The sequence below is a fragment of the Brevibacillus humidisoli genome, from assembly GCF_020923435.1.
Taxonomy (GTDB): domain Bacteria; phylum Bacillota; class Bacilli; order Brevibacillales; family Brevibacillaceae; genus Brevibacillus_E; species Brevibacillus_E humidisoli.
In genome coordinates this window covers 3,544,794-3,569,256 of the sequence record NZ_CP087263.1, presented here as the reverse complement: position 1 = coordinate 3,569,256, position 24,463 = coordinate 3,544,794, and the positions used below count along the sequence as shown (strand labels likewise).

The window sequence follows — 24,463 nt, the reverse complement described above, 5'->3', positions numbered from 1 at the left end:
AGCCAGGAGATTTGCAATCGGATGAAAGGGAACGAGGTGAAGCAACGTGGGTAGGGGTGAGAGGTGGCTGAGATGGCTGGCCATATCAGCAACACTGATGATGTTCTTGACGATGCTGGCCGGTTCGCTGGTGACCAAGACGGGCTCAGCGATGGGCTGTGGCAACGATTGGCCGCTGTGCAACGGCAAGTGGGTACCGGAGTATACGCTGGAATCGCTGATCGAATACTCGCACCGCCTCATCACCGGTGTGGCCGGTTTGGTGGTGATCCTCTTTTCTATTGTTGCTTGGCGAAGGTTTCGCGGTAATGCGGAAGTTCGGGCATTGGCGATGATCGGCCTTTTCTTCATTATCCTGGAGTCGTTGTTGGGTGCATCTGCTGTGATCTGGCCCCAGTCCTCTGCGGTGCTTGCCTTGCACTTCGGCTTCTCTCTGCTCGCGTTCAGCGGAGTGCTGTTGCTTACTTTGTTTGTCCTGCAGCGGGAGAGAAGGGATCAATATGTACGGCAGCCGGTTTCCCGCCGTTTTCGCAATCTGGTCTGGGGAGTGGCTATCTACGCCTACGGTGTTGTCTATCTCGGAGCATACGTGCGGCATACCGGCTCCAGCATGGGTTGCAATGAATGGCCCCTCTGTCGGGGAGGAGAGTTGATCCCGGAACTGACCGGTCAAGTGGCGATTCACTTCATCCACCGACTGGCAGCTACCTGTCTGTTCCTGTTGCTGTTAGTCGTGCTGGTCTATGCTTTCCGTTACTACCGGCAGGAGAGGCGGGACGTCTACGTGGCCAGTCTGCTGGCTTTCATCCTGGTCGCGCTGCAGGTGATCAGCGGCGGATTTGTTGTCTGGTTTGAGCTACACCTGTACGCTACAATGCTTCACTCTGCGATCATCACCTGTCTGTTCGGCATTCTTTGCTATCTCTGCCTGCAGTCCCTGAAGCAGCCACAAGCTGTTCAACAAGAGCGGAAGGCACCTGAGCCTGAGTTTGCGCGGCAGGTCGCACCGCTGACGAAGATCTAACCTGCTTAGGAAAAAGGATTTGAGGGCTTCGAGCCGAATACGTAACAATAGCGAACTGAATAGGAGCAGCTAGGTGCCCTTGCAGAAGCAAGGGGTAACAGGGAATCGGGTGAAAATCCCGAGCGGTCCCGCCACTGTAACCAGGGAGCGCTTTTCCACGATGCCACTCGCCACTAGCGGGGAAGGCGGAAGAGTGCGATGATCCGGAAGCCAGGAGACCTACCTAGTTTGCCGCACCCATTATGCCTTCGCGGAAAGGAGAGGTGTACTGTAGAGTGAAGCGAAAGAGCGTTCTGTCTTTTTTGCCATCAGTACGTGCGCACGCCAAACCTCATCCGACTGGATGGGGTTTTTTGATGCTTGGAGGAGGAACCAATAGGGCGGACCGCGGTTTGCCTCTACGTCATCATCCACTCTGGTTTACAGCGGTGCTGACTGGGCTGACTTGTCTTCTGCTGCTGTCGGCGACATTGGCGGTGATGCTTGGACCGGTCAGCATTCAGCCGGCTGTCGTGTGGAACATTGCGTTATCGCATGTACCCATTTTCGGGGACTTGATTGAACAGGATTGGAGCAAGCCGCAGGAACAGATCATCTGGGAGATCAGACTGCCGCGCGTCCTGTTAGGCGCGGTCGTAGGCGCTGGATTGGCTGTTGTAGGGACTGCAATCCAGGCGTTGGTGCGTAACCCTCTGGCTGAACCGTATATCCTGGGCATCTCATCGGGTTCATCGGTCGCCGCGACACTTGTGATACTCTTCGGGGCATTCTCTTTTCTGGGAACGTATGCCCTGACACTAGGCGCTTTTGCTGGAGCAATGGTCGCGATGCTTGCCGTCTACTTGTTGGCCCAGGTGGCAGGGAGCATTCAGACAACCCGTTTGTTGCTGGCTGGTGTCTCCATCTCGATGATTCTGTCAGCGGCCACCAACTTCATCGTCACGGCTGCCCCAAATGAGCATGGAATTCGCGATGCGCTGTTTTGGATGCTGGGCAGTTTGGCAGGAGCGAAATGGGAGTACCTCATGATTCCTTACGTGGTGGTGACAGGCGGGATGGTTTTCTTGCTGCTTCAATATCGCTTGCTCAATGCCTTGCTCATGGGGGAGGAAGCGGCGGCGACACTCGGCGTCAACACCCATGCTTTTCGCAAATGGCTGATCGTGCTGCTCTCTTTGCTAATCGGGGTGGTTGTCGCCGTCAGCGGTTCGATCGGGTTTGTCGGGCTGATCGTCCCGCACATCGCTCGATTTGTCGTCGGGTCTGATCATCGTAGGGTGCTGCCGGTTAGCGCTCTGCTAGGCGCGGTGATCCTGATCTGGGCTGATGTACTGGCCCGCCTGCTGCTGGCTCCCGGGGAACTGCCAATCGGTGTCGTCACGGCGTTGGCGGGCGGCCCGTTTTTTATCTGGCTGCTGCGGCGGTCAAGCTACTCGTTCGGAGGGGAAAACAGATGAGCATGGAGGTAGACCAGGTATCCGTCTCGGTCGGAGAAAAAGCGATTATTCGAGAAATCTCCCTGTCTATCCGATCCGGACAGTTCGTCGGCATGATCGGACCAAACGGCAGCGGGAAATCGACTCTGCTCAAGACGATGTATCGCGTCCTGCAGCCTGATGTGGGCGTGATTCGTCTGGACGATCAGGAACTTTATCGGCAGACGCCCCGTCAAGTGTCGCGTCAACTGGCTGTGGTCAGTCAGGAAACGCCTGTCCACTTTGACTTCACAGTAGAGGAAATCGTCCTGATGGGCCGAAACCCGCATAAACGAATGCTGGAGCCCGATACCGCAGAGGATCGAGCGATTGTCAGAGAGGCGCTGCAGCGGGTCGGCATGCTGGACGCGGCGCAGCGCAGTTTGTTGACCCTGTCGGGAGGGGAAAAGCAGCGGGTGCTGATTGCCAGAGCGCTGGCGCAGCAGGCCAAGTGGCTGATCCTGGACGAGCCGACCAACCATCTGGATATTCAATACCAACTCCAATTGATGGATCTGGTCAGAGCGCTTGAAGTGACCGTTGTGGCCGCCTTGCATGACCTGAACCTTGCCGCGGCTTACTGCGATTATCTGTTTGTGATGGACAGCGGACAGCTGGCGGCATCAGGCCATCCGGCGCAGGTGTTGAAGCCCGAACTGCTTAGGGACGTGTTTGGCGTGGAGGCGGAAGTGACGGTCCATCCCAAAACAGGGAAACCGCACATCGTCTATTTGGCCGCCCATGCTGAACGGTTTGCACTGACGGAAAGGTAACAGCGGTTCTTTTGACAACGTGAATCGAATCGGGAAACCATGACAAGAGGAGAAGTAAGACATGAGACAGAGGAACAAAATGATCTATACGTGGAAACAAAAAATATGGGTAGCGATGCTGTGCTTGCTGGGTTCTGCTTTGGCTGCTTGTAGTCAAGGTGAACAGGCAGTGACGAATGGGACGGCTGCTGTTTCGGGTCAGCAGACGGAGGAGACGGAAGTGACGCTGACCAACATGGGGCGAACGATTACCTATTCCGCCCCTCCCCAGCGGGCGGTTGCCCTAAACCAGCACGCCACCGAGGTGATGCTTGCCTTGGGCTTGCAAGATGTGATGGTGGGCACTGCCTACCTGGATGATCAGATTTTGCCGGAATATCAGGAGGCCTATGAACAGGTTCCGGTGCTCGCCGACGAGTACCCGTCAAAAGAGGTGTTTCTCGCCGCCAATCCCGACTTTGCCTACGCTGGATGGAAAAGCGCCTTTACCGAAAAACAGTTGGGAACAGTAGAAGAGTTGGCAGAGATGGGCATCAAGACGTACATCCAGGAGTCGTCCAACATCACAGCACCTACTGTGGAAGACGTTTACGAAGATATCCGCAATATCGGCCGCATCTTCAGAGTGGAAGAGAGAGCGGACCAACTGATTGACCAAATGAAACGGGAGATGGAAGCGATCACGCGTCAGCTCGGTCCGGTGGAGCAGCCGCTTCGCGTGTTTGTCTACGACAGCGGGGAAGACAAGCCGTATACGGCGGCCAACAATTACATGACGCCCCTGATTGAACTGGCCGGAGGGAAAAACATCTTTGACGACATCGAAAAAGGCTGGGCGGAAGTAAGCTGGGAGGAAGTAGTGGCCCGACGTCCGGACGTGATTGTGATCATGGACTACGGAAAGAAAACCGTCCAGCAGAAACGGGATCTGCTGCTGGCCCGAAAAGGATTGTCCGAAGTGCCGGCCATACAAAACAAACGGTTTATCGTCCTCCCGCTCTCAGCGGCGGCCGAGGGAATACGTGCCCCGATTGCGCTAGAGACATTGGCGAGAGGGTTTTATCCGGAGCGATTTGAACAATAGGTAGGGCCGAACGTCCCGACTCCGCAGAGCAGGAGCGGGACGTTTCATGTTCATCCGTCTACCCCCTCTCCCCCTGTTTGGTTGAATCTATCCACCTCGTTCACAGTCTGGTAAAATATAGAGTAACACTCTTCTTCTGGAATGGGGAGATGGTATGTTTACAACACCCCGAAAACGGCCGCAGACCGCACTACCTGAAAAACGACAGACTGCTGCGACGCGGCACATCCATGATCAACCAAGTGCTGGAAATCCGATTCAACTAACGGCAACAGACCTTTTCGCCTTGCACAGGCTATACGGGAATAGGGCCGTCGCACAATGGATGACAGGATTCCCAAAATCGCAGCCGATCCAACGCTACAGCGAGTCAGAGGCCGACCCGGCTCAACAAGTAGAGGCTGTGAGGGCGCGCAAGCAGGATAGGAGTCCCCGAGCACAATTCAATGTAGCCACTGCCCACTTAAAAACCCGAAGTGACTCCCTGGCGAGCAGTACCCGTACCAGTCCAGGGGCAAATAATGCTGATCTGCATGCCGAACGTCTGGCAATCGAAACTTCAATGTCTACGCTTGGCATTGGCGGGTATGATCAAAAAAATGGCCAGCTTACAGGGCGAGCCTTGCAGCAGAATGGGATCGACAACGTGGATGTCTATACGGAATTCCCCCCTTGCTCCAAGTGTGGACCTTATCTGAGAGAGATGGATGGCGAGTTGGCAGGGGAGGTATCTGTAACATTTTCAACCTACTTGGCTGATTGGTATAACAGGTCAAAATCGCAGCGGCAGAAAATGTGGGACAACCATCTAGAAGCGATCCAGGATGTAGATATAGATGAACAGCAGTCATCCAGTGATCAAATGGAGCTAAGCGAGGATCAATCGGAAGAGGGCAGTGTGGCCGTTAGCGCCATCGATGATCCGGTCGACAACATAGTCGAGTTAAACGAAACGAACACACCAAAAATTCAGTTGATGATCGATAAGATGTTCGTCTTAACCGGCGTATCGCCAGCTGTAGTGCCTCAGCAAACGCAGACAGTGGTTCGTTGGCAGAAAGGGACAGGGCTGGGAATCGAAAAAGTGATATATAACTTCAAACATTATTGGGATCAGTATTAATCTCGGCGTCTGTTCAGCATCGAATGCGTGATGGCGAAGCCGTGCTTCAGGCAATCAATCGCCAATCCTCATGAGCGACGGAATTGGCGATTGGCGGACGCCTGTCCTGAGGTACAGATTGCAAGGGAGGAGAAGCAGCGATGACTGCGGTTGGCGGATTTCAAAGCGGGTTTGCGGCAAAGAAAGTAGAGCGCAAGGATGCGAAGTGGCCGCAGTTTCTCATCTGTCAGCACGACTGTGCGGAAATCATCCAGCTAATTTCCCACGTGTCGGGAGAGGTTGAGTTTGAACTGTGCAAGATCGAAGCGGAGCGCATGGCGCAGGTACTGCTGGAGGCGGCAAAGGAATAAAGCCGGAGTGGCTTTTTCGTGAGGAGAACCAGTTTCCTCTCATTTCAGCTCCAGAACGTCGAAAAAATCTTCGTGTATGATGAACCAAACGGACCGCTCACCTTTTTCAAACTGATATTTGTGTCCCATCCGCTCCGCTTTGTTTTCCATCCATCCCCGATTCTCTATTTCTTGAAGATACTGTTCTGAGGGATGCAGCCCCTGTTCTCCTCCGATGTTTTCATAGACATACGTCACACTGTGTTTGAACCGGTCGGACTCACCATTATGGTCTTTCGCGATAGTTCCTTTTGGTATCGGAAAATCGGTGATGACTTCTGATTCCGCAAAAGACAATTCTTCGTTAGAAAATCTACTGTTGGGAAATAGGATGACAAAAGCGATCATGAATACTAAACCGATCGTTGATAATAACAAAAAGAACCCCATGCCCCACAATCTTTTCATATGTGCCTCCCTGCCTTGCTGGAATCCCCTCGTTTGATCACTAAACACCAGAGCAGCGATCCAATGACGAAAACTAAATGCTACGGGAAGAAACGCATTTGGCCATAAGGTTAGAACTCGATTGCTTCGGCTCACTTGATACGAAATCGCTCCCATTGATAGAAGCATAACCGGAGGCCGTCGTGCAGCAGCCACCGTTTGCTACTGCTGCACGTCTACCACCTGATAACGGCCATCTATCTTCTCCAGCGAAACCTGCTCATCGTGTGAGTGGGTGATGCCCATGTCGGTTACTGCCTCATACATCCTGACATGATAGATTACGGTTTTCTGCTGTTTCTCGACGGACAGCAGATCGTAGCTTTCCGGATGAGGGTTGGATGTGCCAATCAACGATATGTAACCATTTTCCTGCGCTTTCGTCTGCATGGCGGGGGACAGCAGCTGTTCGATTTCTTCCCGATCTCGCTTCATCCGTGCATCCAGAAATGCCCGAACGACTGCCAGACTCGCTTCATCAGCTTCCGGCAGTTCCAGTTGGCCGAGCTGTTGCTGAGCTAAGCGGGTAATCTCTGTGACCCGCCACTCTGATTCTACCTGTTCTACCAGCAGTTGCTCGCTTTCGACTGCGAGTGTCGTCTGATGATTGCCATAAAACAGCAACACACGATAACGAACGCCATCTCCCTCGGGTTGAGCCTCTTCGATCACATACCGCAGCAGATGTGGATTAGCTTGGCCGATCAGCCAGGGACTCGACTCGACAAGCGCTTCACTGGAGGTACGCATCAATTGTACAGGATTCCGTTTCAGGCGGGCCTCCAGAAAACGGTTGGCAGCGGTGTAGGGAGAATGGTCAGCCGGTACAAACTGACTCCCGTCAAAGGTATACTGCTGCATGCGGGTTTCGGCCTGCAGCAGCTGATCCAACTCTTCGCCGTCCGGTGCCTGCCCCTTCGTTTCCCAGACGAGTAGGACCGGATCACCCTCGTCCTCCACCACCTGGTAGTTTCCAAACTGCAGGTGTGTGCCGCCCCCCGGCAAGGAGACGCGCTCCTTGAGAATCCCCGACCATGCTTCGTGCAAGGTTCCATTTTCCAGATAGCAGAGGTGCACCTCATATGTGTCCATCCCGGTGCCGCCGGTTCGATTGATTACTTCAAACAGTCGCTTGCCGGCTACTTTTCCTACTTCCATTGGCTCTTTGCTGTTCCACTCTCTAGCGTCAAAACGGCTGAAGTACCAGCGTTTTGGCGCGAAGTGGGGTACGTTCCACGCTTTTTCCGCGATTAGATTGTACGCATCGCCTTGCCGGTCCAGCAGGTAGAACATGCCGAGATGGACCGCATCATTGGTGTAGGCAGCGATTTCCGGCTCAGGATCGTCATCCAGATTGGCTACCCGCATAAACAACTCTGCGCTGTCGTCGACCGGTTCCTCAGCGGAGGCATTGATCACCGCTTTGATCTGGTCTTGACTGGGCAGCTGCTGTTTTGATCCTGGAACTGTTTCAACAGTGGACGGATTGTCTACCGAGGATCGGGGAGAGTCGTCGCTGCTGGCCATACCGGTCTGCAGACTGGCTGCCAATACCCCTGCTGCTATCACAAGCGAAATGCGAGATGTTTTCACGGTGATTCCTCCTTATATGTTCCTGGTGTCTGTGCTCCAGGTCATGATTCTATCGCGTGTGAACGCGTGTGAACGGTATATGCCTTGATTCCACAAGGGAATAGGCAGCGACTGAGACCGTTCATCTTAGGATTGCGATCAGGCTGGATAGGAAGGTAGAAGGGTAGAAAGGACAGGAAGGGAAAAAGTCCCTGTATTGTAGTAGACGCCAAACCCCCGGTCGATGTTACGCAGCTTTCTTTCATCTGGTACAATAAAAGGCAAACACGTGATCGATCGAGGTGGAGAAATGCGCATTTTACATACGGCGGACTGGCATTTCGGGCGTACATTGGAGGGACGGGAGCGGAGGCAGGAGCAGGCCGCTTTTGTCGATGAGCTATGCGTGATTGCTGATGAGCGGTCGGTCGATCTGGTGCTGATCGCCGGTGACGTATACGATTCTGTCAATCCTCCCGCTTGGGCAGAGGAGTTGTTTTACGAAGCGTTGGAACGGCTGTCAAAAGGAGGACAGCGAGGTGTGATTGCGATCGCCGGCAACCACGATCAGCCGGAGCGGATCCGGGCGGCTGCTCCCTTGGCTCATAAACAGGGGATCGTGCTGCTCGGATTGCCAAAAGAGGCTCCGATCGTCGACCAAGACGATCATGAGCGGCATGCTGAGCGGGCACATGTCGTGGCAGGTGGCCCTTCCTGGCTGGAAATGGCGTTGCCCGGCGTCGATCACCACGCGGTGGTGATCGCGATGCCCTATCCATCGGAAGCACGGCTGAAAGAGTTGCTTAGTGAGAGCTTTACGGCCGAACAGATGCAGCAGGCCTTTTCGGAACGGATGGAGGCGCTGTTAGCGGAACTGGCTAAAGCGTTCCGCCCCGACACCGTCAATCTGGTGATGAGCCATCTGTTCGTGATGGGCGGAGCTGAGAGTGAGTCGGAACGGCCGATTCAGATCGGCGGAACCTCTGTAGTGCCTCCGGCCGCTTTTCCCAAGCAGGCCGATTATGTGGCGCTGGGACACCTGCATCGGCCACAGAAGCTAAGTGAGACGCCTCTCGTCCGCTACAGTGGATCACCGCTTGCCTACAGCTTCTCCGAGGCTGGTCAGAGCAAGGCGGTGGTGTTGGTTGACGCGGTTCCGGGCCAGCCCGTGCAGGAAGAATTGATCTACCTCAGCAGCGGCCGTCCGTTGACACGCTGGAAGGCTACAGAGGGGATTGCGCAGGTGGAACGCTGGCTCGCAGAAGGGCGTGATGCAGGTAGCTGGATCGATCTGGAGCTGCATGTCTCCGACGTGATCGATCCCGCTGAATTCCAGCGTCTGCGCAAACTGAGTGATGATTTTGTCAAAATCCAGCGGGTGCTGGTGAAACCGGAGCGGGAATCAGAGGAGGAGCAGGCACAACAGGAGGAGTTGGGCGGGCTGCAACCGGAACAGTTGTTTCGCCGTTTTTACGAGCGGAAACGGGGTGTGCAGCCGGACCCACAGATCGTTGAGCTGTTTTCCCGCTTGATGGCTGGACCACAGGAAGAGACGCAGGAGAGTGAGGCCCGATGAAGCCGATCTATTTGAAGCTGGCCGGACTGCACAGCTATCGCGACATGCAGGAGATCGACTTTGAAAAGCTGTGCGAAGCCGGATTGTTCGGTATCTTCGGCCCGACGGGAAGCGGCAAATCGACGATCCTCGATGCCATCACGCTGGCCTTGTACGGTCAGGTCGTCCGAATGGGCGGCGGGACCCATCCGCATCAGGTGTTAAATCAGTTGGAGGATCGGTTGTTCGTCTCGTTTACGTTTGAACTGGGCCATGGCGATCAGCGCCGCAGGTATACGATCGAGCGGGAGTTCGGGCTGGATAAAAAGGGCAACAGACGGCAGCCGGAGGTGCGGCTGATCGAGCGCAGTCGGACGCCTGACGAGCAGGATAGAGTGCTGGAGTCGAAAGCAATGGCTGCGACAGCGGCAATTGAGCAGTTGATCGGGCTGACGATCCACGACTTTACCCGAGCCGTCGTGCTGCCGCAGGGTCAGTTTTCCCGGTTTTTGACCCTGAAGGGAAGTGAGCGCAATGAGATGCTGCAGCGCATCTTCCACCTGGAGGAATACGGGGAAAAGCTGCATGAGCGTGTCCGCTCCCTCTACGAGCGGAACAAGCAGGAACTGCACCGCCTGCAATTAGAGCTGGCAGCGTTAGGGGCAGCGGGTCCGGAAGCGCTGCAGGCTGCGACCAGTGAGTGGGAGGAAGCCACACGGCAAGAGCAGGGATTGAGCAGCGAGTGGCAGCGGTTGAGCGAGCAGAGACGAACCCTGGAACAGCTTCGTGAGTGGCAGACAGAGCGGGAGCAGCTGCTCGCCAAGATCGGTCAGTTGGAGGAAAAGCAGGCGGAAATCGCAGAGGTGACAAGGCAGATTGGCCGGATTGAGCGAAGTGTGACCCTCTGGCCCAGACTGGAAAGACTGCGGCAGTTAGAAAAGGAGCAGGTTGAACTGGAACAACAGCGGGAACGGCAGAGGGCTGAAGCAGAGGCGGCAGCCGCCGAGGTACATACCAGGGAAGAACGACTGAGCGAAGCGCAGGGCAGGCTGCGGACGGAAGAGCCACTCCTGCATGAGCGGAAAAGCAGAATGGCCGTAGCGCTGGAGTGGGAACGGGAGTTGGCCGCCTTGTCGCAGGAGTGGGAGAGCGGCGCGGCAGAAAGAGAACAGCTGCAGGCCGAGATCGAGCGGATCAGCGCACGTCTGTCAGAGGCGGAAAAGCAGACTGCAGCCCTTGAGGAGGAATGGAAGCAGGTTGACCAGGAGGAGCAGGCGTTAACGGCCATTACGGACAAGCGGAACTGGCTGCAAGCGGTGCGTGATGTCAAGCAGACATGGCAATCCGAACAGCAAAAGTTGGAGGAAGTAAAGCAGGAACGTGCCGAACTGCTGAGGCAGCAGCAGGCCGCTGAGGCAGAAGTAAATCGTCAGCAGGAAGCCTGGAGACAGGCGGCGGCACTTCGAGAACAGACACAGGCCGCCTTGGCGGAGGCAGAAGAGCGGGCAAACCAGGCAGCGTCCGAGCAGGAACTGGACAAGCTGCGAGAGCAGTTGGCCAGGGTAAAGACGATTGGCAAAGAGTGGCGGGAATGGACGCGGGCCAGGGAGGCATGGGAGACGAAGAAGGCCGACTGGCAGCGACGGATGCAGGATGCGGCAGGACAGGTGGAAGCGGCCGAGACAGCTTGGCGGGCAGCCGATGCGGTTCGCATCCAGCGGGATCGAGAGCGCCAGGAGGCGGAACAGGCGCGGTTGGAGTGGCAGAGAGCAAACATGGCTTACACGCTGCGCCATGCGCTGCGAGAGGGAGAGCCTTGCCCGGTATGCGGGTCGGAGCACCATCCGCATCGCCTGCAGACGTCTTCGACCGAGGAACTAGAGGGGCTCATGCCGCAGGAGGTGGATCACTGGCAGCGTCGCGAAGCAGAAGCGGCAGATCGGGTAGACAAGGCTGTACATGCCCTGCGGAAGGCGGAAGAAGCAGCCCGCCAGGCCTATGAGCAGTTGCAACGGGAGCAGGCGGGACTGCGGGCGCTGCGGGAGCAGCAAGCGCCGTTCACGGAAGAACAGGCTGCTTTGGAAGGTCGTCTGCGTACGCTGCAGGAAGAACTGGCCCAGTTGGACAAACAATGGGTCGTCAGTGATGTAGACGCGCTTTCCGTCCGCTACAAGCAGACCGAGCAGCTTCTGAACAAGTTGACGGAAGAGCGAGGCACGCTTCGGCAGCAGGTGGAAAAACAGCAGCAGCAGTTGGCCGTGCAGCGGGAACGTGAGCTGGAGCAAAAGGGAGAACACGACAAGCAAGCTGCTTTGTTGGAACGGTTGAGAGAAGCAGCGGTAGCCGCCGAGGCACGACTGGCCAAATCGCAGTCGACAGTCGATGAGGCCAAACAGCGCCTCGACGAGCTGCGAGGTACACTGGCTGTAGAGGAAGTAGATCGCGAATATGCCCACTTGGGTGAAGCGGACGAGCGGCTGCAGCACCTGCGTCAGCGGCGGCAGCAGATCGAAACCAGTCTCAAGCAGGTACAACAGAGCAGGCAGCAGGATCGCGAAACGTATTCCCGGCTTTCCGCCCAGGAAGCGGCACTGGCGGAGCGGCTGCAAGAGCGCAGTCAGCTACGGGAGCAAAAACGTATCCAGTGGCATGAGCTGACAGGCGGTGAACCAGCAGCCTCGTGTCTGGAGAAGATCGAGCGGCAGTTGGAGCAGCTATATGCAGATGCGAGTCAGGCGGAACGGGTCTGCAAGGAGGCAGCTGTTCAGCTGCAGAAACAACAGGAAATGCTGTGGAAGACGGAAGAGGCACTCGCCCATCTGACCCGTCAGCATGCGGAAGAGTCCGCTTCGATCATGCACGAGATCGCTGCCGAAGAATTGGATTCACCAGCCGAGGTTGAGCGGCTGTACCAGGAGAGAGAATCACTTGGCGCCTATCGCAGACAGGTGGAAGAGCACCGGACGATGTCGGCACAACTTCACTATGATGAACAGCGCCTGCGAGAACGCCTTGCCGGACGCACAGTTACCGAAGAAGAGTGGGAGAAGCTGACAGCAGCGCTGGACGAGATGGAGCAGGCCCTGGCCAACAGTAGGGAGCGGGCAGCGGTCGCCCGTCAGTCGCTGGCCCGGATCGAGGAAAACCATCAACGATGGATGCAGGTGGATGACCGTCTGGAGCAGCTGGAGGCGGAACAAAGCAGGCTGGATGACTTGAAAAAACTGTTCGAGGCAAAGGCGTTTGTCCAGTTTATCGCCGAAGAAAAACTGGCTTCGATTGCCCGTGACGCCTCTTATCATCTGGCGCGGATGACGAAAAACCGCTACGCGCTGGAAATCGGGGCAGAGGGTGAGTTTATCTTGCGCGATGAGGCGTCCGGCGGGATGAGACGCCCTGTCAGCACACTGTCCGGTGGAGAGACCTTCTTGACGTCGCTCGCTCTGGCGTTGGCTCTTTCCGTAGAAATCCAGATGCGCGGAGGCAAGCTGGAGTTCTTCTTCCTCGACGAAGGGTTTGGCACACTGGACCCAGAGTTGTTGGAGGTGGTGCTGGATGCGCTGGAGCGGCTGCGGATGGACCACTTTACGATTGGTCTGATCAGCCATGTGCCGGAGATGCGAGCGCGGATGCCGCGCCGACTGGTGATCACGCCTGCAGAGCCGATGGGGGCGGGCAGTCGGATTGCGCTGGAGATGGAGTAAAACAAGGTTAGGGGGAGTGTCGGATGGCTGTCCGTTTTGTACTGGGCAGGGCTGGGACAGGCAAAACAACATACATGATGAAAGAGATCGGCGATCGGCTGTCAGCCGGTTCCGTTGACACTCCGCTCATCTACCTGGTGCCGGAACAAGCCACGTTTCAAGCGGAGTATGATTTGGCGACCCGCTCTGCAGCGGGGGCGGTCGTCCAGGCACAGGTGTTAAGCTTTGGCCGGCTCGCCTACCGGATTACACAGGAAATGGGCGGGGGCGCCAAGCTTCCCGTTGATGAGTTAGGGAAGCAGATGGTGCTGCGGATGCTGTTGGAAAAACATCGGAACGAACTGCAGATCTTCCAGCGGGCCTCCCTGCAGCCGGGTTTTGCCGGACAGCTGGCCAGAATGATCAGTGAATGCAAGCGCTATGGCGTAGCCCTCGATCAGCTGGCTGAGCAGGAGTGGAGCGGGGGCACACTTGCTCAAAAGCTGCACGATCTGCGTCTGGTTATGGCGGCTTACGATGGATATCTCAGCGGACAGTATTACGATACGGATGACATGCTGACGATGGTGACGGAGCAAATCGCTGCATCTGCCTATGTAGGCAAGGCGGAGGTATGGATTGACGGTTTTAGCGGTTTCACCCGCCAGGAGTACATGGTGATCGAACAGCTGATGCGTCATGCTCGCCAGGTGACGATCGCCCTCAGTCTCGATCCGGATGAACGGGAGCAAGCGATCGACGAGTTGGCCCTCTTTTATCCGACCGCAGAGACGTATCGCAGATTGACTCAGCTTGCCGATGAAGCAGGAGTGCAGATGAAACCGCCGGTCCTGCTTCCACAAGCAGAACGCTTTGTCCGAAGTCCGTGGTTGGCGCAGTTGGAAGCGAGTTACTTTTCCTGGGGCAGTCCTGCTTCCTGCCCACCTGCGGGGCGAGAGGATGAGGTGACACTGGTCACCGCGGCCAATCGGCGGGCAGAAGTACAGGCGGCAGCCCTGCAGATGCTGTCTTTAGCCCGGGAAGAAGGGTATCGTTGGCGGGATATGGCCGTGCTGTTGAGGGAGATCGGGACGTATGCCGATGAGATCAGCAGTGTATTTCGCGAGTACGAGATCCCGTTTTTCCTCGACCAGAAGCGTTCGGTGCTGCATCACCCGCTGGTGGAGTTGGTTCGCTCCGCTCTGGAAGTGGTCACATCGCGCTGGAAGTATGAGGCTGTGTTCCGCTGCCTCAAGACAGATCTGGTACAGCCCGAGGAAGAGATGGAGCAGGAGGCGATGCGAGCCGAGGTGGACCTGCTGGAAAACTACGTGCTGGCTTACGGCATCCAGGGTGCTCAGTGGTCAGACGATGCACAGTGGCGGTATCACCCGGCTGGCGATCAACGTTATGAACGAATCGATGAGATACGACGTCGCTACGCTCGTCCGCTGCTTGTGCTGGATCGGGCCGCAAAAGCGGCGGCCAAACGGAATGTACGGGCGATTACGACTGCCTTGTATCAGTTTCTCGCCGATCTGCACGTTCCAGAGAGACTGGAGAGGTGGCAGCAGGAAGCGGAGCAGCGGGGAGATTTGGAAACAGCCCGCGAGCATCCCCAGGTATGGAACGATTTGATGGAGTTGTTCGACCAAGTGGTTGAGGTGCTGGGGGACGAATGCATCGACTTGACCAGTTACAGCCGGATATTGGACAGCGGTTTGGAGAGCATCCAACTGGGCTTGGTGCCGCCTGCGCTGGATCAAGTGCTTGTCGGATCGATGGAGCGTTCGCGACAGCCTGATGTCAAAGCCGCCTTTGTGTTGGGCGTAAACGACGGGGTGATCCCCTTGCGTCCCAGTGAGGATAGTATCCTGGACGAAGCAGAAAGGGAGAGGCTCGCAGAGGCAGGGGTGGAATTGGCTCCGAGTGCCAAACAGCGCCTGTTGGCCGAGCAGTTTTTGCTCTACCAGGCGTTCACCCGCCCCTCCGAACGGCTCTGGCTAAGCTGTGCGCTGGCAGACGAAGAAGGAAAAGGGCTCTTGCCTTCCGCTGTCTTTCAGCGGGTCAAAGAGACACTGCCAGGGATTCACGTCCGTTTCTTTGCCGACGAACCAAACGGTGAGGCAGAGAGTGATCTCCGCCTGCTGGGCACGCCGCAGCAAGTGTTTGTCCATCTCCTGACTCTGTTTCGTCAGGTGAAAAAAGGAACGACGTTGACGCCGTTCTGGTGGGCTGTTTACGACTGGTTTGTGAAAAGGGCAGAATCAGCTCTGCGGCAGCGCTGGCTGTTGTCTGGGCTGAACTATACCAATCGGGCAGCGCCGCTTGCGCCGGAAATCAGTCGCCAGCTGTACGGTCAGGAACTGCGGCTCAGTGTGTCCAGGCTGGAGCGCTTCCAGACCTGCCCGTTTTCCCATTTTTCCTCACACGGCCTGCGCCTCGCCGAGCGCGAGCTGTATCGGCTGGAGCGGTTTGATGTGGGCGAGTTGTTCCATGCTTCCCTGAAACGGGCCGTCGAGCGTATGCAGCAGGAGCGAATCGACTGGGCCAACATCACGGAGCGGCATGGGATGGCATTGGCCGATCAGGTCGTAGATGAGATCGTGCCGCTGACGCGGGGCAGTATCTTGAGTCGTACGGCTCGCTACCGTTTTCTGGCGGGCAAGCTGAAGCGAGCGGTCGGACGGGCAATAGTGGTGTTGGGCGAACACGCCCGCCGCAGCCGGTTTGTGCCGGTCGGTCTGGAGGTATCCTTTGGGCCAAACGCAGAGCTGCCGGGACTGACGCTGCAGTTGGAGGACGGGATTCGGCTGCAGTTGATCGGGCGGATCGACCGTGTCGACCAGTCAATTGGAGAAGGGCGCCGCCTGCTTCGTGTGATTGATTACAAGTCCGGCAGCAAAAAGCTGGCGCTCTCCGACATCTGGAACGGGCTTAATCTGCAACTGCTCGTCTATCTGGATGTAGTGGTCAGCCATGCGGAGAAATGGCTGGGTGAAAAAGCGGATATTGGCGGCGTTTTTTACTACCAGGTGGCTGATCCGTTTATTACCGCCAAAAACATCCTGACAGCTGATGAACTGGCACAAGAACGGAGCAAAAAGCTGCGCATGAAAGGCTGGATGCTGGCTGATCCGGAAGTGGCGCGGTTGATGGATGAACAGACCGGGAGCGGCAGTTCCGATATCCTTCCGTTTGGCCTAAAGAAAGATGGCAGTTTTACCTCTCGCTCGTCTGTCGCTACACCGGAGCAGTTTTCGCTGCTTACCTCGTACGTCCGTCAGACGATCAAGCAGGTCACGAAGAGGATGACAGGCGGCGAAATCGAGATTTCCCCGTACGTGCAGGGACCTTATCTCGCATGCCAGAACTGTTCGTACAAGCCGGTATGCCAGTTTGATCAACTGCATGAGGGAAACAGCGCACGGCCGATCGTCCAGGCTAGGGACGATGAATTGTGGACGATGATACGGCAAGTTGTCTCCCCTGCTGATGACCATTCTGCGGAGGATGCACGGCCTGAGGGGCAATGAAAGGAGTGAGCGGGATGTCCAATCAGACAGCAAAACCAGAACAATGGACGGATGAGCAGTGGCAGGCGATCACAGTCAGAGGTCAGCATCTGCTGGTGGCGGCAGCGGCAGGTTCAGGGAAAACATCGGTCCTCGTCGAGCGAATCATCCGGCAGGTTACCCAACCGGACGATCCGGTCAGCGTCGATCGGCTGCTTGTGGTCACCTTTACCAATGCGGCAGCGGCGGAGATGCGCCACCGGATTGGCGAAGCGCTGCGCAAAGCGGTAGAGCAGCACCCAGGTGCTGCCGACCTCAGGCGGCAGTTGGCACTGCTGCAGCGTGCATCCATCACCACACTGCATTCCTTCTGTCTGGGACTGTTGCGGCAGTATTACTACGTCGTCGACATTGATCCCGATTTCCGGATTGCCGACCAACTGGAAGTAGAGCTTCTCCGCCGGGATGTGCTGGAATCTCTGCTGGAAGAATGGTACGAGCACGATCAGGAGTTTCAGGAACTGGCCGAGGGGTTTGTAGACGAACAAGGGGACAATCGTCTGGAAGAACTGCTGCTCCACTTGTACGACTTTTCGCGCAGCCATCCCGATCCCGCTGGATGGTTGGAGCAGGCCGCCGCGATGTTTGACGTGGACCAATCGACGTCGCTGGATAGCTTGCCTTGGACGAGCAGTCTGCTCGCTGCTGTTTGCCTGGAGCTGCAGCGAGCAGAGGCAGCTGTGGCGAGAGCGCTGGAACTGGCTGAAGAGACAGAGGAGCTTGCGGCATATGTACCGCTGCTGCAGCAGGAGCGGGCAGCGATCGCAGCTGCCTGTCGCAGGGAGGAAACCAGTTGGGAAGGGCTTGCAGCGGCGGTACATGCCATCTCGTTTGGCCGTCTGCCGACGATCCGTGGACTTGATCCAGAGCTTGTACCGCAAAAGGAGCAGGTGCAGTCACTGCGAAATCAGGCGAAGGAGATTGTCAACAAACTGCGCGAAGATACCTTTACCCAGGATGCTGCCTTGATCCTGCGTGATTTGCAGCGAACAGCACCGCTGATGCAGACACTCGCCCGTTTGGTGAATCAGTTTGCCGATGCGTTTGAGCGGGAGAAGCAGGCTCGTTCTCTGGTTGACTTCAGCGACCTGGAACATCTTGCGCTGCGGATTCTGACGGAGACCGACCAAGCGGGGCGGCTCCAGCCGTCCCCGGTCGCCAGGCAGCTGCAGGAGCAGTTTGTGGAAGTGCTGGTAGATGAGTATCAGGATATCAACCTGGTTCAGGAGACGATATTGGAGATGGTGTCGCGGCCGCCGACAGATGGCTGGTCAGCCAACCGCTTCATGGTAGGTGACGTAAAGCAAAGTATCTACCGGTTTCGCCTGGCTGAGCCGAAGCTGTTTATGCAGAAGTACCTCTCTTACCGGCGGTTTGACCGATCGCAGCAGCAGATCGCGTCGCTGTCGGTGGAAAGCGACGATCCAACACAGGCGGTGGCGGCAGAACCAGGCGTTCGGATCGACCTGGCCGCCAACTTCCGCAGCCGCCGCGAAGTTGTGGATGCTGTAAACTATTTGTTTCGCCTGATCATGTCACCGCGAGTGGGAGAGATTGCCTACGACAAGGCGGCCGAACTGATCTGTCGAGCAGACTATCCGCTGGCTGTCGACGGTCAGTTGGATGTTGAGGTTCACCTGATCGACCGCTCTCTGGTCGACGGAACAGAAGTGGTGGCGGGAGCTGCACCGCCACACGAATCGACCGAAAGCGATCAGCTCATCGAGGGGGAAGCGAGCGAGGAGAGTGCGGCCGAAGAAGCGTCAGCCGCGCAACTGGAAGCGCGCTTGATCGCACAGCAGATTCGCCGGTGGATCGAGCCGGGACAGGGAGGAGAGCCGCTGCTCGTCTACGACAAGCAGACAAAAGGGATGCGCCCGGTCAGCTACCGTGACATTGTCATCTTGTTGAGAGCTTCCTCCAGTTGGGCACAGCCGATGATGGAGGAGTTCCGAGCCGCCGGGATTCCGGTCTACGCCGAACAAAGCGACGGGTACTTCTCGGCGACGGAAGTAGAGGTGATGCTCTCGCTGCTCCGTCTGATCGATAACCCGCGTCAGGACATCCCGCTCGCGGCCGTACTCCGTTCCCCGATCGTCGGACTGTCGGAGAACAGGCTGGCGGAGATCCGCGTTCGCTTCCCGTCCCTGCCGTTTCATGAAGCAGTGGAGCGATTTGCCCGCCAATCCACGCCGGACGAAGTGGCATGGATAGGGAGATTGCAGCATTTTCTCCGCCGGTTGGAGCACTGGCGGACGACAGCGCGGCGTCGTTCGTTGGCGGAACTGATCACGGACATTTACCGGGATACCGGCTATGTAGACTACGTCTCGGCACTGGAAAACGGCAAACAGCGACAGGCCAATCTGCGTGCGCTGCATGACCGCTCCAAGCAGTACGAGGCCGGGTCGCATCGTGGTTTGTTCCGATTCCTCCGCTTTATCGACCGTCTGCAGCAGCAGGGCAGCGATCTGGGTGAGGCGCGTACGATCGGGGAGAGTGAAGATGTCGTTCGGGTCATGACCATCCACAAAAGCAAGGGACTGGAATTCCCGGTCGTGTTTGTCGCAGGGCTCGGCAAACGGTTTAACACCCAGGACTTGCAGAAGCAGTTTCTGGTGCACAAAGATTTGGGCTTCGGTCCGTATGTAGTAGATCCATCCCTGCGCTTGCGCTATCCTTCCTTTGCTCACCATGGCATCAAACAGCAGCTCCGGCTGGAGATGCTGGCTGAAGAGATGCGGGTGCTCTATGTGGCCCTCACACGCGCCCGCGAGAAACTGCTGCTCGTCGGTTCGGCCAAGGGACTGGGTGAGCAGATAGGTCGCTGGTGTGAACAAGCTCTCCGGGGGGAGAGGATGGCAGATGAAGAGTTGATCCAGGCCCGCTGCTACCTCGACTGGATCGGTCGGGCCTTGATCCGTCATCCTGCTGGCCTGATGCTGCGGGAGATGGCAGGGGTGGCAGAGGATGCTGTTTCGGTACCACTCATCCCTGACGATTCACGCTGGCGGTTTCAGTTGTATCAAGCCAGTGATCTGCCCTCCCAGACGACGACCGCCCAGCTGGACGAACAAGTTTGGAAACGCATCCTCAAGCTGGAGCCGATTCCTGTCGATGTGGAGATCGCCCCCTACAAGCAGTTGGTTGAGGAGCGGCTGGGTTGGCAGTATCCGCATCGGCAGGCGAGTCAGACGGCCGCCAAGTGGAGCGTCAGCGACCTCAAGCATGTCCTGATGCGTCAGCAGGGGGACGATTCGGCACTCTGGACGCCATCAGCGCGCAAGGCGATGCGACTGCCACAGATTACCCAGCGGCCCCGTTTCCTGACCAGTTCAGAGGAGAATGGCAGAAGCGCCGGTTCTGCCCGCTTCACCAGCAGCGAGATCGGTACGATCATGCATTTGGTTATGCAGCATGTAGACATGTCCGGCTCGTTGGATGAGACTGATCTGCGTGGTCAACTGGCGGAGCTGGTCGCTCGGCAGTATCTGACGGCGGAGGAAGCGGCCCAGGTGGATGTGGCCCGGATCGCTGCCTTTTTCCAAAGCAAGCTGGGGGCGATCGTGAGGGGAGCCCGCAGCCTGCACCGCGAACTGCCATTTACGATGGCTATACCTGTGGGTGAGATTGACCCGGAACAGGCTGGAGCAGATGAACGGGTGATCGTGCAGGGTGTAATCGATTGTTTGGTTGAGGGAGAAGACGGGCGACTGATCCTGATCGACTACAAGACGGATGCGATATATGGGGAGTGGAGCGAGGCGGTCAGCCGCCAGCTTGCCAATCGTTATCGCGAGCAGGTCGGCTTGTATGCCCGTGCTGTCAAGCACGTGTACCAACGACCGGTTGATGAGTGCTACCTGTATTTCTTTTCTCGGGATGCAGCGATTTCCGTACCGGTCAGAGACTAGCTGCATCAGATTCTGTTCGCCTGTATCGATCGTACAACCGCTGTGGCCTGCTTTTGTCTGCTGCAGACATATCGAAGATGAGGGATGAGAACCTATAATAGAGGGAAATCAGGTGCACAGGGGGGATTGAACATGTTAGGAATGATTCGTGTGATCACGCTGTCCGATCCGGAAGCGATTGCGATGCATGGTGAACTGATTCGCACCCGTTACAATCTGCCGGTCATCAGCGAATGTATCCCGGACCAGCCGGAAGGCGTGTATGACCAAGAGACAGAAGCGGCAGCGATTCCCAAGATTATCAGCTTGGCTCAAGCGTTGGAGCAGCGAGGATGTCGGGCCATTGGGATAAGCTGTGCGGCTGATCCGGGGCTGCAAGAGGTACGTGCAGCGCTGTCCATACCGGTGATCAGCGCCGGGTCTGCCGCAGCCCATCTCGCGTTGACTCTGGCGGACAAGGTGGGCGTGCTCACGATTCTCCCCGATGCGCCGCCAACGGTGAAACACATACTAGGAGGAGCGTATATCGGAGCGGACCGGCCGGAAGGTGTTCGGACGACGCTTGATCTGCAGAAACCGGGTGGAATGCAGCAGGCGGTGGCTGCGGCACGACGGCTTCAGGAACGGGGGGCTCAGGCGCTCGCCCTCTGCTGTACGGGATTTGTGACGATCGGACTGGCCGATGTGCTGACAAAGGAGTTGGGGATTGCAGCTGTTGATCCCATCCTGGCTATCGGAGCGTCTGCTTCCCAAGTAGTTGCGAGCGATCAAGCCGAAATAGGCTGAAAACCAAACAGCCAGATGAGAGCAGCTTAGACTGTTTGCTTCAGCTCACCTTTTCCATGCTTCCACCCACGGCCCCAACAATCAGTGGGATACAATCAACAATCAGTAGATGACAGAAACAGCAGCCAGTCGAATACGGGAATGCGCCCTTTCAAATCGCCGATCGATCCAAGTGACAGGACGATCGGCTTTGCTTTTTCTCTCACCTTTTTCCGGTACGTAGTGATTGGAAAAGAGTAACACAGGGGAGGACCAAAAAAGTGGATTATAATGAAAGGGATTCAATAAAAAGATTTTATACTATTTCAACGAGTCGCCTCCTTTGCTAGACTAGATGATTAATGCGATAAAGGGTGATTGGAATGGATAAAGCTGGTGTAACAGTGAGAGAATTGATGCGCATTCCACTCCTGAAAGAGGCAAAGGTGATCAGCGGAGCGGCAGGGTTGGACCGGATCGTCCGCAACATTGACATCATGGAAGTGCCGGAAGTGGAGGGATGGTTGAGAGAGGGAGAACTGCTGCTGACTACGGCGTACTCGATTCGCCACGATCCCTCCCGGCTGCCGGAACTGGTCCAGCACCTGGCGGAAGCAGGGGCTGCCGCGCTGGCGATCAAGCCGGAACGGTTTTTGCACGACCTCCCGGAAGAGATGATCTTGATGAGCGAACGCTACAGTTTGCCGATCATCGAGATCCCGACGGGGATTCCCTATATCGATATCACTCATGCCGTTATGGAACAGGTGCTGGATCGTCAGGCGTATCTGCTGCGCCGCTCCGAAGAAGTCCACAAGACGTTGACCAACATGGTGCTGGAAAACAGCGGCTTACAGGCAGTAGCCGATCTGGTCGCTGATCTGGTCAAAGCACCGGTACGTGTGGTGGACATCTATGGCCAGGTGCTGGTCTCGTCGCCGCAGCAGATGGAAGGACGCGGAAATCGCCTGCTCTCTTGGGACATTACGGTGGACAAGCAGGTGGTCGGCAAGCTGCAGGTGGACAAAGAACGCCTCGATGAGATGGAGCAGGTCTGTGTGGAGCAAGCCCGTCTGGTGGTGGCGCTGGAATTGATGCGGCGCAAGACGGCCGAGGACACGGAGAGTCGGCTGCGCGGCAACTTCGTGGATGAGCTGCTGTCCCATCTGCCGCCACAGAGGCACGAAGTGGAGCGGCGAGGACGGCAGTTGGGGCTACACCCCGAGTATCGCTGGATCGTGGCGGTAGTGGAGAACGATCAAGCGGTGACGACAGAGCCCCCTTCGTTTTGGGCTAGCTTGCAGCAGTTGCTGGAGCAGGAAGCGCAGCGTCGCTCGATCCGCCTGCACGCGGAGACTAGAGGGAACCGTGCCCTGCTGCTGCTGCCGATCCAGGAGACGAATGGCCGGCAGGAGGGGAGCTGGCGAGCGGCACTAGAAGCCTGGGTTGGCCATCGCTCAGGGATGGGTGCGCTGCGCATCGGAGTTGGCAGAGAGTACCCGCTTTGGAACGTTCACTACAGTTATACGGAAGCGCGAAAGGCGCTGTCGATCGGGACCAAGTTGGGCAGCGAAGCAGGTGTTACGGCTTATGCGGAAGTGGAACTGTTCCAACTGCTGGCGGAATTTGCTGATCACCCGGGATTTGCCGATCTCTTCACCAAAAAACTGGGCAAGTTGTACTCGTATGACAAAGAGAACGGATCTGACCTGCTGAAAACGCTTTTTTTCTATCTGGAGTCAGGGGGAAGCCTGATCGAGACCGCAAATCGTCTATACATTCACCGAAACTCCGTCAAATACCGCTTGGAGAGGATGAAGGAGATAGCCGGGCTCGATCTCAACGACCCGCGCGAACGATTTATCTGCCAAGTTTGCCTGACTTGCCACTATGTGAAAGGGGAGGAAAATGTGTGATGCGCATTTGTGCGCAAAGCACAAGTCTTCCGCTTTTTTTTTATTGAGGCAGGACGTGGTGGCGGAATGGAACCAGCATGTACAATTAAGCACAACTGTAAGAACAGTTCGTTAATTTCAGTTTTTTAGAAAAAAGAGGGGTTGATCGCTTGTTTGTCTACATCCTTCGGCGATTGCTGCTGATGATTCCGGGACTGATGGGAATTGTGATCATCACATTTATCCTCTCTCGCGTGCTGCCCGGTGATCCGGCAATCATGCTGGCCGGTGAACAGGCTCCGCCGGATGTAGTGGAAAAAATCCGCGAAGAGATGGGATTGAACGATCCGCTCTATGTTCAGTTTTTCCACTATGTCGGCCAACTGCTGCAGGGGGATTTGGGATTTGCCTGGCACACCGGACACACCGTGCTGGAGGACTTCGCGACCCGTTTCCCGGCTACGCTTGAGCTGACGCTGGTCAGTATCCTGATTGCCATCCTGGTGGCGATTCCGGTAGGTGTGGTTGCTGCTACCCGCAAGGAATCGGTCATCGACCACATCTCCCGCGTCTTCTCGATGATTGGCGCTTGTGTGCCGATCTTTTGGCTGGGCTTGATCCTGATCTACATTTTTTACTCCAATCTGGGCTGGGCACCGGCACCGATGGGACGGATCAGCGGCGACATTAACCCGCCGACGGACATTACCGGTCTGTACATCGTCGACAGTCTGCTCACAGGTGACATGGTTGCCTTAAAAGAGTCGCTTGCACATATCCTGCTGCCAGCCATCTGTCTGAGCACGGGAACGATGGCGATCGTGGCCCGGATGACCCGTTCCAGCATGCTGGAAGTGATCGGTCAGGACTATATCCGCACGGCGCGGGCCAAGGGTCTGCTCGAGAGAACTGTAATCTACAAGCATGGTTTGATCAACGCGCTGATCCCGACGCTGACGATTCTCGGTCTGCAGTTTGGCTTCCTGCTCGGGGGAGCGGTGATCACAGAAACGATCTTTAGTTGGCCCGGTATCGGAGGCTACATCACGGATTCCATTCTGGCGACTGATTATGCTCCGATCCAGGCTTTCACGCTGCTCAGTGCAGTCTTGTACAGTCTGATCAACTTGTCGGTTGATTTGATTTACGGATTGATCGACCCGAGAATCCGCTATGAATAGACGGTCAG

15 protein-coding genes and 1 riboswitch are annotated in these 24,463 nt (G+C 56.6%); of the genes, 13 read left to right on the top strand and 2 right to left on the bottom strand.

Annotation, left to right across the window (positions count from 1 at the left end):
* The first annotated feature begins 97 nt into the window (after positions 1-97).
* The 6 genes from LOK74_RS17450 to LOK74_RS17425 all read left to right on the top strand — a co-directional run bounded on the left by LOK74_RS17450 (position 98) and on the right by LOK74_RS17425 (position 5,829).
* Positions 98-1,024, top strand: a complete 927-nt coding sequence (locus LOK74_RS17450) for a COX15/CtaA family protein (RefSeq protein ID WP_230047049.1) — start codon at positions 98-100, stop codon at positions 1,022-1,024.
* A gap of 54 nt (positions 1,025-1,078) precedes the next feature.
* A riboswitch (cobalamin riboswitch) is annotated at positions 1,079-1,265 on the top strand.
* A gap of 115 nt (positions 1,266-1,380) precedes the next feature.
* Positions 1,381-2,481, top strand: a complete 1,101-nt coding sequence (locus tag LOK74_RS17445; protein WP_230047048.1) for a FecCD family ABC transporter permease — start codon at positions 1,381-1,383, stop codon at positions 2,479-2,481.
* Positions 2,478-3,272, top strand: a complete 795-nt coding sequence (locus LOK74_RS17440) for a heme ABC transporter ATP-binding protein (RefSeq protein WP_230043284.1) — start codon at positions 2,478-2,480, stop codon at positions 3,270-3,272. The genes LOK74_RS17445 and LOK74_RS17440 overlap by 4 nt, the downstream gene beginning before the upstream one ends.
* 61 nt (positions 3,273-3,333) lie before the next feature.
* Positions 3,334-4,356 (top strand): ABC transporter substrate-binding protein, encoded by a 1,023-nt coding sequence (locus LOK74_RS17435; RefSeq protein ID WP_230043283.1) that lies wholly within the window; start codon positions 3,334-3,336, stop codon positions 4,354-4,356.
* Between the two features lie 154 nt (positions 4,357-4,510).
* A complete protein-coding gene (locus LOK74_RS17430; RefSeq protein ID WP_230043282.1) occupies positions 4,511-5,479 on the top strand; it encodes a hypothetical protein in 969 nt (322 codons plus the stop codon).
* 140 nt (positions 5,480-5,619) lie between these two features.
* On the top strand, positions 5,620-5,829 hold the full coding sequence (locus LOK74_RS17425) for a hypothetical protein (RefSeq protein WP_230043281.1): 210 nt from the start codon (positions 5,620-5,622) through the stop codon (positions 5,827-5,829).
* A 39-nt stretch (positions 5,830-5,868) separates the two neighbouring features.
* Here the strand turns inward: LOK74_RS17425 and LOK74_RS17420 are convergent, their stop codons facing one another.
* Together LOK74_RS17420 and LOK74_RS17415 are read right to left on the bottom strand one after the other, a co-directional pair.
* Positions 5,869-6,471, bottom strand: coding sequence for a hypothetical protein (locus tag LOK74_RS17420; RefSeq protein WP_230043280.1), 603 nt, complete (start codon positions 6,469-6,471; stop codon positions 5,869-5,871).
* 6 nt (positions 6,472-6,477) lie between these two features.
* On the bottom strand, positions 6,478-7,908 hold the full coding sequence (locus LOK74_RS17415) for a hypothetical protein (RefSeq protein ID WP_230043279.1): 1,431 nt from the start codon (positions 7,906-7,908) through the stop codon (positions 6,478-6,480).
* A 289-nt stretch (positions 7,909-8,197) separates the two neighbouring features.
* On the opposite strand from LOK74_RS17415, the gene LOK74_RS17410 reads away from it, so the two are divergent.
* From LOK74_RS17410 to LOK74_RS17380, 7 genes are all read left to right on the top strand, one after another.
* A complete protein-coding gene (locus LOK74_RS17410) occupies positions 8,198-9,463 on the top strand; it encodes an exonuclease SbcCD subunit D (RefSeq protein WP_230043278.1) in 1,266 nt (421 codons plus the stop codon).
* Positions 9,460-13,146 (top strand): SbcC/MukB-like Walker B domain-containing protein, encoded by a 3,687-nt coding sequence (locus LOK74_RS17405; RefSeq protein ID WP_230043277.1) that lies wholly within the window; start codon positions 9,460-9,462, stop codon positions 13,144-13,146. Before LOK74_RS17410 ends, LOK74_RS17405 begins: the two co-directional genes overlap by 4 nt.
* A gap of 23 nt (positions 13,147-13,169) precedes the next feature.
* Positions 13,170-16,661: a helicase-exonuclease AddAB subunit AddB gene (gene addB / locus LOK74_RS17400; protein ID WP_230043276.1), complete on the top strand. Its 3,492-nt coding sequence runs from the start codon at positions 13,170-13,172 to the stop codon at positions 16,659-16,661.
* 14 nt (positions 16,662-16,675) lie between these two features.
* On the top strand, positions 16,676-20,614 hold the full coding sequence (gene addA, locus LOK74_RS17395; RefSeq protein ID WP_230043275.1) for a helicase-exonuclease AddAB subunit AddA: 3,939 nt from the start codon (positions 16,676-16,678) through the stop codon (positions 20,612-20,614).
* A gap of 132 nt (positions 20,615-20,746) precedes the next feature.
* Positions 20,747-21,400 (top strand): aspartate/glutamate racemase family protein, encoded by a 654-nt coding sequence (locus tag LOK74_RS17390; protein WP_230043274.1) that lies wholly within the window; start codon positions 20,747-20,749, stop codon positions 21,398-21,400.
* Between the two features lie 362 nt (positions 21,401-21,762).
* The gene (locus LOK74_RS17385; protein ID WP_230043273.1) at positions 21,763-23,295 is read left to right on the top strand and encodes a PucR family transcriptional regulator; all 1,533 of its coding nucleotides are present in this window, start codon (positions 21,763-21,765) and stop codon (positions 23,293-23,295) included.
* A gap of 149 nt (positions 23,296-23,444) precedes the next feature.
* Positions 23,445-24,455 (top strand): ABC transporter permease, encoded by a 1,011-nt coding sequence (locus LOK74_RS17380; protein ID WP_230043272.1) that lies wholly within the window; start codon positions 23,445-23,447, stop codon positions 24,453-24,455.
* The last annotated feature ends 8 nt before the right edge of the window (positions 24,456-24,463 follow it).